The organism is Anaerosolibacter sp. (genome assembly GCF_029240175.1).
GTDB lineage: Bacteria > Bacillota > Clostridia > Peptostreptococcales > Thermotaleaceae > Anaerosolibacter.
Window position 1 is genome coordinate 177,342 of sequence record NZ_JARBTM010000002.1, and the last position, 13,054, is coordinate 190,395.

The following is a 13,054-nucleotide window of genomic DNA, read 5'->3' on the forward strand; positions in this document are numbered from 1 at the left end:
CAGGTGGAGTTACCTGTGCCCGCGGGTGCAAACTCCATCTGAACTGAGTCTTAGTTAATGTAAATCTTTAGATGATGAGAGAGGCGATGTCCATGAAAAAGTCAATCGGGCTAGTAGAATTTAAAAGTATTGCAAAGGGAATAGAAGCAACGGATGCAATGTTAAAAGCTGCCCACGTTGAACTGATCCTTTCTACACCAATATGTCCTGGAAAGTACGTTACATTAATCAGTGGTGATGTGGGTGCCGTAAAAAATGCTGTGGAAGTCGGAAAACAAACGGGAGACATATTTACCATCGAAAGCTATGTAATTCCCAATGTAAGTCCATCGATCTTTCCTGCTTTGACAGCCACCATGGATGTGAGCAAAGTTACCTCATTAGGTATTATAGAAACCATATCAGCCATTACCTCCATCGTAGCAGGAGATGTGGCAGTAAAAGCAGCCAATGTCCAGCTGTTGGAGATTCGGTTGGCCAGGGGATTGGGTGGAAAAGGATTTGTACTGATCTCAGGTGAGGTAGCAGCTGTGAAACAAGCTATTAAGGCCTGTGAAAACAACCTGGAGGATACTGGCGGCATTATCAGCGCAGTGGCCATTGCTTCACCGAGCCAAGAACTTGTATCAAAGCTATTATAGGATGTTTTGTCATCAGCCTTAGGGAACTATTAGTTCTCTGTGAAGAACAAAAGCATTTCCTTAGAATATATAGCAGGAAATGCTTTTGTTTTTGGATAAATTAAGGCTCAAATTTTTTAAAAGGTTGGAGGGATTATGAAATGAAAAGGTTTTTAGTAAGACCAGAAATATATCATGGAAGCAATGCGCTAAGCTACCTTGAGGGAATCGAGGGAAAGCGAGCCTTTATTGTAACGGATCCCTTCATGGTAAAGCTTGGCATAGTGACGAAGGTTACGGATATTTTAGAGAAGAAGCACATCCATTATGACATTTTTGATGAGGTGGAACCTGACCCATCTCTCGAGACAGTGAAAAAAGGTTTAAATCAAATTATCTATACAAAGCCAGACCTGTTGATTGCCATTGGTGGAGGGTCATCCATTGATGCAGCCAAGGCCATCATGTGCTTCTGTATCCACCTAAAGGAGAAATTTGTTGATACCCATAGTATCAAGAAGCCATGGTTTGTGGCCATTCCAACGACCAGTGGTACAGGGTCTGAGGTGACTTCTTATTCAGTGGTTACAGACAAGGTCAACAATATAAAAATACCTCTGAATGAAGCCCTGATGATTCCAGATGTGGCTATTTTAGACGAGGAACTGACAAAGACGGTGCCGCCTGGGGTGACTGGTGACACAGGAATGGATGTGCTAACCCATGCTTTGGAGGCCTATGTATCGGTTCAAGCCTGTGCCTATACGGATATTTATGCTGAAAAAGCCATTAAGAGCGTTTTCGGATATCTGTTGAGGGCTTTCAAAGATGGAAACGACATGGAGGCAAGGGCAAAGCTTCATAATGGATCGTGTATGGCAGGGATTGCATTTACCAATGCAACATTAGGGATCAACCATAGCCTTGCCCATGCCTTCGGTGCAAAATTTAAGCTTTCCCATGGAAGAAGTAATGCTATTTTCTTACCGTATGTAATAAACTTCAACGCAGGGCTTGTAAATGGAGTTGTGAAGAATTTGGCAGTTGCAGAAAGGTATGCATCCATTGCAAAAATATTGAACTTCCCTGCTGCAACAGCTTCAGAGGGGACAAGAAGTCTCATAGAAGGAATAAAGGTGCTGAATGCTGTCCTAGGGATTCCTGCAGCCATAAAGGATATGAATATCTCAAAGGATGAATTTGAAGGGTGTATACCTGAAATGATAGAAGGTGTTCTACAAGATATATGTACGGGGGGGAATCCAATTCATGTGTCGGAAAAAGATATTGACGGATTATTCCGAGAAGCTTTTAAAGGCCTAGATAGGCTATAAAGAGGATATAAAACAGAGCTATCAGGATCAGTGATCAGAACCTCATAGCTCTTTTGCTTTATTCTATTCTTGAAGTTGTACCCATTCCTCCATCAAACGATCTAGATTGATCTGTAGAGCGTCCTTTTCAGCAAAGGCGATTTGGAGCTTTTCATGATTCGATGACCATTCTTGGATATATTCATCTTTTTCTTGAATGAATTTCTGTAAGATTTCTATTTCTTCTTCAATTTTTACGATGCGGCGTTCCCTGTGTTTCTGTTGATTGACAGGTTGGCGAACTGTTTCAATCACAGGCTTCTGCGTCTTATTGATCACAGGTACAGTTTGAATAGGGGAAGTTCTTTTCTCACGATAGTAGTCATAATTGCCTAGATAGTCTACCAGCTTACCTGAATCCAACGCTACGATACGATCCGCTAACTTATTGATAAAGTAGCGGTCATGGGATATAAAGAATATGGTGCCGGAAAAATCATCTAAGGCTTCCTCCAACATTTCTCTGGAATCAATATCTAAATGATTGGTAGGCTCATCCAGTATGAGGAAATGAAGGTCATGCATCATCAATTGGCACAGCTTAAGCCTAGATTTTTGTCCTCCGGATAAATTCTCCACCTTACGAAAAACATCTTCTCCGAAAAAAAGAAACTTTGCTAATCGATGGCGTGCTTCTCCCTCAGTGATGGTCAGGCCTTCACGAAAAGCCTGGAGCACCGTGTGTTGTGGGTGAGGAAAGATGATATCCTGCTCTAAATAGCCAATTTTCACATTGGAGCCTACTTTAATCTCCCCTGCGTCAGGAATATACTGTTGAAGAATCCCTTTAATCAATGTGGATTTACCTGAGCCATTTTTACCTAAAAGGGCCACCCGCTCACCAGACCGGATGTGTAAGTGAATATCCTCTAAAAGCGGTTGCCCACCATATCGTTTCTTAAGGCCCTGGATTTTGACCACGTCCTTGCTGGACGATTGGGTGTTTTGAAACTGCAGCTGAATTTTCCTGCGATCCATAGTAGGTCTATCTATATGATCCATACGTGCAATTCTTTTTTCCATATTGGCTATCTTTATAAACATCTTGGGATTACCAGAGCGATTACCCCAATCTCTGAAGCGGGCAATGGCTTCTTCCATGGCTTTTATTTTCTTTTGCTGATCTTTGAAGGCATCGAACTGTTCCATGAGCAGTCGGTCCTTTTCTGCCACATAGTAGGAGTAATTACCCCCATAAACAGCAGCCTCACCATCTTCAATCTCAATGATCTTATTCACTGCCGCATCTAGAAAATATCGATCATGGGATATGATCAAAACACTGCCCTTGTAGCTGGCAATAAAATCCTCCAGCCACTCGATGGCATCTATATCTAAATGATTGGTAGGCTCATCCAATAACAATATGTCAGGGTTCAGCAAGAGAATTTTACCCAATTGAACGGTAGTCTTTTCACCGCCGCTTAGGGTAGAAAATCTTCTTTTTTTGAAATTTCCGCTGATCTTTAAACCCGTACATATTTTAGAAAGGGACTCTTCAATGGTGTATCCGCCTTTCGTTTCAAATTCTAATTGTAGTTCTCCGTATCTTTTCATCGCCTGCTCTAGGGGAATATTTTGTAAAGTAGACATTTGCTCTTCTAAAATTTCCAAGTCATTTTTGATTTCCATCAAGGGAGCAAAGGCTTCATATAGAATATCATTTACGGTAATGTGGTCTGGGTACACTGGAATTTGGTGAAGATAACCAACGGAAGCGCCTTTTCGAATGGCCAGCATGCCTCCATCATAATTCTCCAATCCGGAGATAATTTTAAAAATTGTTGTTTTTCCGGTACCATTGGCACCAACCAAGCCTACTTTTTCATGGGAAAGGACTTCAAAGCTGATGCTGTGGAGAACCTTATGAGCCCCATAATATTTTTCTAATTCCTTTAATGCAATCTCAATCATTTTTATCCTCCTTCTCTTGCTCAAAAAATTAAGCCTAGACAAGTAATAATTGCCTAGACATAGGGATATAGGTAACAGAAGGATGCACCAATAGAAAGGGACACCAAGTCTCCAGTATATAAAAAGCCTAGGCAAGTAACATCTCCCTAGGCCGATCAATCGGTATAAGCATTGTAAAGATGATGTACTTACTTTAAGTTAACATAATATTCGATTTTGGACAGAGTACCCCCTAAAATAGCAAAATTGAACGTAATGCCAGAGTTTGTAACAGGTAGTCTATCTAAAATCGTGTTAACCAAAAGCTGCTTTTTCATCCTTACACCTCCTTATATAAATTCATCTATATTTTACCACACTATTATGAAAGTTATCAATGTTTTTTCAATATTTGCCTACATATTCCCATCCTGTGGGTATGCCTGGCTCGCCCGGCGTCCAGCCCGATGGCGCGCCCATACCTGTTCTTTCCGTATATTGCAGTCCTGCTAATATGCGTAAAATCTCATCAATATTTCTTCCTACAGGCTGTGGGTTTACAGAGAAGGCTTGAATTTTTCCTTCAGGATCAATAATAAAGGTGGCGCGATAGGCATAGCCGCCAGATTCATCGAGAATGCCATAGGTCTTTGATACCTCATGGGTACGATCAGAAAGCATTGGGAAATTGATTTTTTTCCCTGAGGGAGAGATCTCCATAAACACCTTATGGGAAAAAATACTATCAGTACTTATGGCTAGTACCACGGTGTCTAGGGCTTCGAATTGACTTTTTCGGTCAGCAACTGCTGCCAGTTCTGTAGGTCAGACATAGGTGAAATCGGAACCATAGAAAAAGAGAACCACCCATTTCCCACGATAATCTGAGAGGCTGACATCTGTGGGTTCCCCCTCAATGATGGCCTCTACTGTGAAGTCCGGGGCTTCATCTTCCAAATCAAAAAAGTCATAGAAACTTTTTTCCTGTCCTTGGCCAGGAGAGGAGGGATTCGATCTATAATAAGATATTTCGCTGCCGTACAAGGTGCGCCAATAGGGATTTACATAAGGATACTCAGGAAAGTGCATAAGGAAGCCTCCTTTGGGTTTATTTACTATATCATATTCCAAAGGAAGACAACTCGTTCGAGATTTTATCCGATGGCTAACAACTCTAAGACTCCCGCTTGCACGCTGTGTAAGCGATGATCAATAAATCAAAGATTTATGATCCCTGCTTATACGAGCGGGAGACAAGAGTTGTACAGCCCCTGGATAACACGACTTGGCGTTCAGGTGGAGTTACAAACTCCATCTGAATTGAGTCTTAGTTGATATCTATATTTTCTCATGTTTATGAAGCCAGTAGATGAGAAGAAAGCCTAAAAGAATAAATGAAAAAGTCAAGATGCTTTGCATGAGTAGTCCCATAAGATATCCTCCCGTATAAAAGGTGAAAAATAATAACACATTATTAGTATGATTGATAACCCTAGAATTATCCGAGGAGAGAAGTGTATGACGGTCATTGCAGAAGTCTTTCTACAAACCATACTGGCATTTTTCACAATTCTATTTATTACAAGAATTCTAGGGCGGCAGCAGGTGGCCCAACTTACTCTTTTTGATTATATAAATGGGATTACCTTTGGTTCTATTGCTGCAACTTTGGCTACAGATTTGAATCAGAGGACATGGCATCATCTATTGGGACTCGTGCTTTTCGGCAGTTTGACTTTTATCATGCAGTATATCTGTCTAAAGCATAGAAGGGCATCGAAGATTATTCAGGGAGAGCCGGTTATCGTCATTCAGGATGGTAAAATTCTAGAAAAAAATCTTGCCAGATTCCACTATTCTGTGGATGATCTCACCCATTTGCTTCGGAAAAAGGACATATTCGATGTCAACAGCGTTAAGTTTGGTATACTGGAAACCACTGGAGAGATCAGTGTTTTAAAGATGGCAGGGAAAGAATTTGTTCGAGCAGAAGATATAAATTTACAGACCAAGCAGGAAGATATGCCTACAGAAGTGATCGTTACAGGCAGTATTATCTATGAAAACCTTCAAAAAAGGGGATTAACCGTTAAATGGCTGGTGAGCCAGTTAAAAATGATGAACGTAGTGAATCTGAAAGACGTTTTCTATGCTACCATTGATGGAGACAATCATCTTTTTATTGATAGAGAAGAAGATCATTTAAAAAGAGACGATAATATTACAGAAGAACAAAATTGACTTATCTAATTTATTTTGCTGGAAGTACTACGCTTACTTTGATGTTGTAACTATAAAAGCTCGGTGACTTTTTTACCCATAAGATAGGGATTACGCCTAGGTTGATGAAGGTCAAACACGGGAATTATTTCACCAATCACTTCATTCAAGTTATTCTTTAAGAGAGGACGATGCCATTGATTCAGATTCGACAGCGCTGTGCCGTTTAGCGCGCCTAAGGTCTTTAAGATCTCGATTACAACAGGATAAATAGCTCGTTCATTGCCATCTACAATCTTTACGCAAACACCTAAATTGTTTTCTTGAATGCCTAGGCAGTAAACCGCTTCTGAACCTACTTTGCCAATAATCTTTCCGCCAGCAAACTGCATGAGTTCTGTACAAAACTCACTGTCACCACTGACCATTTCAGGAAATTGGGACATGGCATCCACCACGGCTTTACAAGCAGCATGATATATATGTTTACGATCTTTGCCCCATTGAATAAGTCTAGCATAGGATAATGCTATTTTTTTCAGTGAAAGAAGGTAAATAGGGATACCGCAGCCATCCTTGCCCATGGGGATAGAATCCACTGCCTCATCGGTGAAATAGGCAATGGTCTCCAAAATTTCTTTCTGTACAGGATGAGAAAAATCTTCATAAGCATCAATGGAATAACCTCTATATTTGGCTAGTGCCAATATGCCAGCATGCTTTCCAGAGCAGCTGCAGTGGAGAACGGTGGGCATTAAGGCCTCCTTCAATAATCTCTGATGCTCCGCTTCATTATATGGAAACATAATACCGCAGTGGAGATGCTCAGGTTCTAAGTGAAGTCGATTTAATATATCGACAGCAGCTTGCTGGTGAAATTTTTGGCCGCTGTGGGACGCGCAAACCAAAGCAATATCTTGAGAGGAGAAATCGAAGGCCTTAGCAGCACCAGAGTGAAGCAGGGGGATTGCTTGAATGGGTTTTGCTGAGGATCGAAAATAAATTTCTGTATCAGGATTTCCTAGGTTATACAGTACTTTTCCTGAAGCATCTACGATGGTGATATATCCATAATGGATACTTTCGATATAATCATTCCTTGTCACTACTGCCAATGGTTCCATATATACTCTCCTTCATATAAAAATTCTTCTCCAATCGCTATCTTTGGCAGCTGTCTGCCATGTAGATCGAAGACTGGAAGGGTGTAACCCACAATTTTGCCTTTATGATCTTTTACTGGGGGATAGGCCCAGGGACTTAAACCTTCAGGTAGTTCACAGTTGAGAATGCCCAATTGTCTCAGTAAGTGAACCGCTATAGGATAGACAGCCCTTTCATTACCATCATCAACTTTGATGAGGATGCCTAAACCCATTTCGGGTACGGCAATACAGTAAATACCTTCACCCCCCACTTTTCCTATAACCTTACCCTTTGTGTGAAGCACCAGCTCAGTACAAAACTCATGATCACCGCTGATCATAACAGGGTAGGAGAGCATGGCAGTTTTGATTTGCTCCAAGGCGTCAGCGTAGGCATGGGGAAGATTAGACCCAGCAGCCAGCTGAGCATATAGGAAGGCGCCTTGTTCCATGGAAAGCATGAAATTTGGTACGCCACAGCCATCGGTCCCAAGGATGATCTGATGGATCTCAATAGATAACAATTCAGCCACTACCTTTAGAATGAGCTGCTGAACAGGATGGGAAACATCTGTATAATTTGATATGGGAAAATTATAATATTTGCAGAGGGTCAACATTCCTGCATGTTTTCCCGAACAGCAGTTATAAAGGGGTGTAGGCTTCTCTTTTCTTTGTATTAGTAAAGCATTCATCTCTTCATTATAGGGATTACATGCACCACATGCTAAGGCATCCTCCGTTAATCCAATCTTTCTTAGAATTGATCCTACAGTGCGACGGTGAATATCTTCACCGCTGTGGGAAGAACAAATGATAGCAAGCTCTTCCATGGAAAGATTAAACTTTTCCATGGCTCTAGATGCTACAAGGGCTACAGCTTGAAATGGCTTTGCAGAGGAGCGCATATAAACCTTTCCCGAAGGATCTCCAATATTGGATACAATACGGCCAGATGCATCAGAAATACATATCTTTCCCCTGTGGATACTCTCAATACGTTGAGATCGCGTTAATAGCACTAAAGAATCCATAGATCACCTCTTGATATAGAATGAATTATTCGATGGCATCACTTATAAGGTCGTAAGGAGAAATGCTGATGTTTCCCTGATGATCCATAGATGCGAAGAAAATCTTGCTTATGTCCGTGTAACCCTTTTGCTTCAACATTTTTAACACATAATCTTCCGTAAAATCAATCCTGGCAATATTTTTGCAGTTAAGTTGTCCTTCGAGAATAACGGTAACGGGGAGGGCGGTCTCTTTGATTGACAGATGCATGTCTTCCTTTGTCATGGGTTCATAAAGGGCTTTCTTTAGAACCGATAGATTACCGCTGGCTTCGATGATGGCATATTTCACTATGCCCACATCGAAAACATCTTTTTCTCGAAGAAGCATGAGGGCTTCCTCCACAGAATAATTTATCTTCTTTAAATTATGATGAATAAACTGGCCATCTTGTACAATGATGGTGGGCTCAAAGGTTACAGCTTTCCGAACTTTATTATTTTTGATTGCCCAGTAGCTAAGTAGGCGTTGAAAAATTGCCAGTACAACAACTGCAAAGGCAGTAGGAAGATGCTTGATTTTTGGATCAGCTATATCCGCACCTACAATGGCGCCCATAACAATAATGGCAAGAAAATCAAATACTGGCAGTTCTCCAATAGGCCTTTTACCCATGATCAGGAGCGTCGTGAAAAGAAGCAGAAGCATTATGGTTATGATGCGAATTAAAATCAGCAGGTATTCATTCATGCTACAAATCTCCTTTAGATAAGTTCTCTTTATAGGATTTGTTGAATAAAAAGGCATTATTCAATGAATCCTGTCATAGATATCATTTCTGTTGAAGTAAAGTGATTTATGATAAAATAGTTTTATAGCATGAACTTATATAGAAAAGAGGGAATAATGATGTCCTATAGATTCAATCAGAATAGAGCCTGTGAATATTTTCCATGCCATAAGGTAGCTGACGATAGTAAGTTTAACTGCCTGTTTTGTTATTGCCCCCTGTATCTATTAAAAAAGGATTGTGGTGGGAACTTTAAGTACTCAGAGAATATCAAAGATTGCAGCTTTTGTTTAGTTCCCCATGGGGAAAACGGGTATGATCATATCATGGAAAAGATGGAAGAAGTTATCAAACGATGTGGTGAGTAATAGCAGAGGACAGCGAATATCGCTGTCCTCTGCTATTACTAAGCTACGACACCAAAGGAAGGACGGTTTCTTAGTCGAGCCACGTAGAGTAGATCCTTGAAGAAGTCATCGATTCTACTCAGCACCGTTGTAGACAATAGAATCGCCGCCCAGTCCATGAGATTTAATGGTACCATGGAAAATAGCGATGCAAAAGGCGGTAGATAGATAGATGCCAGCATGATGCCTGTAGATATCATGATAGACGGCAGTAAATATTTGTTCCGTGTAATTGACATAGAACTGCACTCAAAGGCATGGAGCATTTGACAGGACACGATGTTGGCGAAGGCCATGGTTCGCGCCTTTGCTAGATTACCTGTTAGGAACATGGTGCCGCCAAATACGCCTAAAGTAGTAAGTCCTGTGGCGATGCCCCTGGTAATGATTCTATGCTTAAGCTTGCTGTCAAAGATGCTTTCTCTGGCATCCCTTGGAGGTTCCAGCATGATATCCTTTTCAGGGGGGTCTATACCTAAGGATAAAGCGGGAATGCCCTCGGTGACCAGGTTAATCATAAGGATTTGACTAGGCATGAGCGGAACAGGTATGCCAGTGACGGCAGCCGCGAATATAGCAATAACCTCCGCAAGGTTACCGGAAAGGACATACTTGACGAATTTTTTGATATTCCGGTTGATGGTCCTGCCTTCTTCAATGGCCTTTACAATGGTTGTAAAATTGTCATCGGTTAAGACGATGGATGAAGCCTCCTTGGTGACATCTGTCCCATTTCTACCCATGGCAATACCCACATGGGCTTCCTTGACAGCGGGGGCATCATTTACGCCATCTCCTGTCATTGCCACAATATAGCCCTTCTTTTTAAAAGCCTTGATGATCTTTAGCTTTTGCTGGGGTGATGTTCTAGCGAATATTTGAACACGATCAATGATGTGGGCCAGCGCTTCTTCATCCATGACATCTAATTCATCACCGGAGAGAACTAATCCATCCTCTGTGAGGAGGTTGACAGCATCGGCGATGGCTGATGCTGTTTTTTTATGATCCCCTGTGATCATGACTACTTTGATACCTGCACTATGACACTTTTCAATGGCAGCCTTGACTTCAGGGCGAGGTGGATCCATCATGCCTGCTAAGCCTAGGAAAATCAAGTTTCCTTCCAGATCAAGGTCATCATAAGAAGCTGGCTTTTGTGTAAGTGGCCTATATGCCAGGGCTAAGACACGCAGCCCTTTTGACGCCATCTCATCACTTCTTGCAATCATTGCATGGATATGATTGTTCTCTAAAGGTGTTATTACATCATCAATTATAATATGGGTACATTTTTCTATAACGGTATCAAAGGCTCCTTTTACATAGGTGTAATAGTTCCCAGTATCATCTGAGCAGACTGCTGTCATCTGTTTCGTTGTAGGATCGAAAGGAATTTCGTGTTCTCTTTTATAACATGAGAAGGTGTTGAGGGATAAATCAGATTTTTCCACAGCAATCAATAGGGCTGCTTCTGTGGGATCACCTTTGATCTTGTATTCTCCATTCTCTATTTCATGGATCTCTGCATTGTTACAAAGGGCTCCTGTCGTTAACAGCCATTGTAAATCTTCATGTTGTGAGGCCGCTATAAGTTCATCGTTATGATAAAAGTTTCCGTAATGATTGTATCCTTCACCAGCTACATGAATGTACTTATCAAAAGTTACGATTTCTTTTACAGTCATTTCATTTTTTGTTAAGGTACCCGTTTTGTCGGTACAAATGACTTTGGTACAGCTTAAGGTTTCCACAGCAGGCAATGTCTTGACAATGGCACTTTTTTTTGCCATCCGCTGTACGCCAAAGGCTAGGGATATGGTTAGCACTGTGGTTAAACCTTCAGGGATAGCACCCACTGCCAGACTTACACCTGTGCTGAGCATTTCAAAAAGTGGCTGTCCGCCCAGAATGCCCCCCAGTGTAATAATGCCGCATACACCCAGACAACCGATTGAAATTGTTTTTGCCAACCTATCCAGATCTTTTTGCAGCGGTGTTCTTTCTTCCGTTGCATCATTTAGCATAGCAGCAATTTTTCCCATTTCTGTATCCATGCCTGTATCTACGATAACGGCTTTACCTTTGCCCCTTACTACCGATGTACCCATATATATCATATTGATGCGATCGCCTAGGGGGAGATGGGTATCCAAGAAGTCAACAGCCTGTTTCTGAACCCCATAGGATTCTCCTGTTAATGAGGATTCAATGACTTCCAAATGATAGGCTTCTATAAGTCTGGCATCAGCGGGAACCTGATCACCGGCCTCAAGGGAAATCACGTCTCCAGGAACAAGTTGATTTGCTGCAATCTTCTGAGGAATACCTGCTCGAATCACATGGGCCGTGGGAGAAGACATTTCCTTTAAGGCGTCCAATGACTTCTCTGCTTTATATTCCTGCCAAACTCCTAGAGCTGCTTCTAAGCCGATAATTCCAAGGATTGTTATGGCATCGGCTGCTTGACCAAGGAGAAGAGAAATGCCACTGGCACCGAGGAGCAGCTTAATGATGAAACCATCGAATTGATTTAAAAACATCGAAAATAGAGATCGATGTTTTTTGCTTTGAAAAACATTCAAACCGTATTTTCTTAGTCTTGCCTCTGCTTCTTCACTGTTCAATCCCTCTGATGTATTTGTATTGAGCTGCACGACTACATCCCTGAGGGTGAGATTGTGCCAAGGCGCATACTCTTTTCCTTGATGAGATTGGGGAAGTATATTTTCTAGATTGTATTGATAGTACGCATCAGATAGCACAGCTTTATTTTTTCTAAATTCATCCAAGGATAAGACTTTTGTGAACTGAAAATCATGATGAATAATTTTTTTATTATTTTTTTGCATAGGTCTATGTTTTGTAAGCTTCTGCACTCGTTCCATAATTTCATCACTGGAAATTTTATCAATGTAGTAGTGAATAAGCACCTTTCCTGTATAGCAGCTAGCAGAAACGAGGTGAACACCAGGCGCTGCTGCTAAAGAATCTATGACATGGCTACACATAGCCTCATTATTTTTTAGTCCGTCAAATTTTATTCTCATTCTGCCAGGAATGTTGGAAGTATATTCAATAATACTAAAACCAGGGGGCAAATTGTTTTCCATGTTAACCTCCTATACTGCTATGATAGAAAAAGATTCAACATATAGTATAAATCAGAAAAGAAATACTTATGCGTACATTTGGTGCTAATTATAGTAAGTAAAATACTTTTGTAGGAAATTCTAATAAAACAAATCTCAAAGGTGCATAATAAAGCGGTATCTGTTCAAAATATATGGAAGAATGTTTTTAGGAGGTGCAAGTTGGGTGGAACCATTGGGATTTTTTTTAGGTGTAGTTACCTTTAATGCATTGGTGAGAATGAAGGAACCAATTCGCAAAGCAGCAATCACAGCCACAAGTCAGGCCATGAATCTTGCTGAGATAGCAAAGGGTGCAGCCTATGGGATCAAAGAAGAAGTGGAAGATATTATGGCAGAAGCGCACTATGAAAATATGAAAAATAAAATGGGCCCTCTCAATGCTTATCAAGGAGAAGTGGACCAACGGCATACAGAACATTAAGGAGGGATAGCAGATG

At 41.1% G+C, this 13,054-nt stretch carries 11 protein-coding genes; 5 read left to right on the top strand and 6 right to left on the bottom strand.

Translation table 11 applies throughout. The features are described 5' to 3' along the window. The first annotated feature begins 92 nt into the window (after window positions 1-92). Both K0R93_RS02070 and K0R93_RS02075 read left to right on the top strand, forming a co-directional pair. On the top strand, window positions 93-641 hold the full coding sequence (locus K0R93_RS02070) for a BMC domain-containing protein (protein WP_300296838.1): 549 nt from the start codon (window positions 93-95) through the stop codon (window positions 639-641). 140 nt (window positions 642-781) lie between these two features. Then, entirely contained in the window at window positions 782-1,954 is a 1,173-nt protein-coding gene (locus tag K0R93_RS02075) for a 1-propanol dehydrogenase PduQ (protein ID WP_300296841.1), read from the top strand. A 63-nt stretch (window positions 1,955-2,017) separates the two neighbouring features. Here the strand turns inward: K0R93_RS02075 and abc-f are convergent, their stop codons facing one another. Both abc-f and K0R93_RS02085 read right to left on the bottom strand, forming a co-directional pair. Then, window positions 2,018-3,907, bottom strand: coding sequence for a ribosomal protection-like ABC-F family protein (abc-f, locus tag K0R93_RS02080; RefSeq protein WP_300296844.1), 1,890 nt, complete (start codon window positions 3,905-3,907; stop codon window positions 2,018-2,020). A 384-nt stretch (window positions 3,908-4,291) separates the two neighbouring features. Next, window positions 4,292-4,843, bottom strand: a complete 552-nt coding sequence (locus tag K0R93_RS02085) for a peroxiredoxin (RefSeq protein WP_300296914.1) — start codon at window positions 4,841-4,843, stop codon at window positions 4,292-4,294. 561 nt (window positions 4,844-5,404) lie between these two features. Here K0R93_RS02085 and K0R93_RS02090 point away from each other — a divergent pair. After that, window positions 5,405-6,127 (top strand): DUF421 domain-containing protein, encoded by a 723-nt coding sequence (locus K0R93_RS02090; protein WP_300296847.1) that lies wholly within the window; start codon window positions 5,405-5,407, stop codon window positions 6,125-6,127. 50 nt (window positions 6,128-6,177) lie between these two features. Here K0R93_RS02090 and K0R93_RS02095 read toward each other — a convergent pair whose 3' ends face one another. Genes K0R93_RS02095 through K0R93_RS02105 form a run of 3 tightly spaced genes read right to left on the bottom strand, consistent with a single transcriptional unit; the run spans window position 6,178 to window position 9,015 of the window. Then, window positions 6,178-7,230 carry an asparaginase gene (locus K0R93_RS02095; RefSeq protein ID WP_300296850.1) on the bottom strand — a complete coding sequence of 351 codons (1,053 nt, stop codon included), beginning with the start codon at window positions 7,228-7,230 and terminating at the stop codon, window positions 6,178-6,180. Further along, a complete protein-coding gene (locus tag K0R93_RS02100; protein ID WP_300296852.1) occupies window positions 7,212-8,285 on the bottom strand; it encodes an asparaginase in 1,074 nt (357 codons plus the stop codon). Before K0R93_RS02100 ends, K0R93_RS02095 begins: the two co-directional genes overlap by 19 nt. Window positions 8,286-8,310: 25 nt before the next feature. Beyond that, complete coding sequence (locus K0R93_RS02105) at window positions 8,311-9,015, bottom strand: YetF domain-containing protein (protein WP_300296855.1); 705 nt, start codon at window positions 9,013-9,015, stop codon at window positions 8,311-8,313. A 159-nt stretch (window positions 9,016-9,174) separates the two neighbouring features. Here K0R93_RS02105 and K0R93_RS02110 point away from each other — a divergent pair, with 159 nt between their 5' ends. Beyond that, entirely contained in the window at window positions 9,175-9,423 is a 249-nt protein-coding gene (locus K0R93_RS02110) for a cysteine-rich small domain-containing protein (protein ID WP_330684974.1), read from the top strand. 38 nt (window positions 9,424-9,461) lie between these two features. Here the strand turns inward: K0R93_RS02110 and K0R93_RS02115 are convergent, their stop codons facing one another. Then, on the bottom strand, window positions 9,462-12,575 hold the full coding sequence (locus K0R93_RS02115) for a cation-translocating P-type ATPase (protein WP_300296857.1): 3,114 nt from the start codon (window positions 12,573-12,575) through the stop codon (window positions 9,462-9,464). A gap of 205 nt (window positions 12,576-12,780) precedes the next feature. On the opposite strand from K0R93_RS02115, the gene K0R93_RS02120 reads away from it, so the two are divergent. Next, entirely contained in the window at window positions 12,781-13,038 is a 258-nt protein-coding gene (locus tag K0R93_RS02120; RefSeq protein ID WP_300296860.1) for a hypothetical protein, read from the top strand. Window positions 13,039-13,054 lie beyond the last annotated feature (16 nt).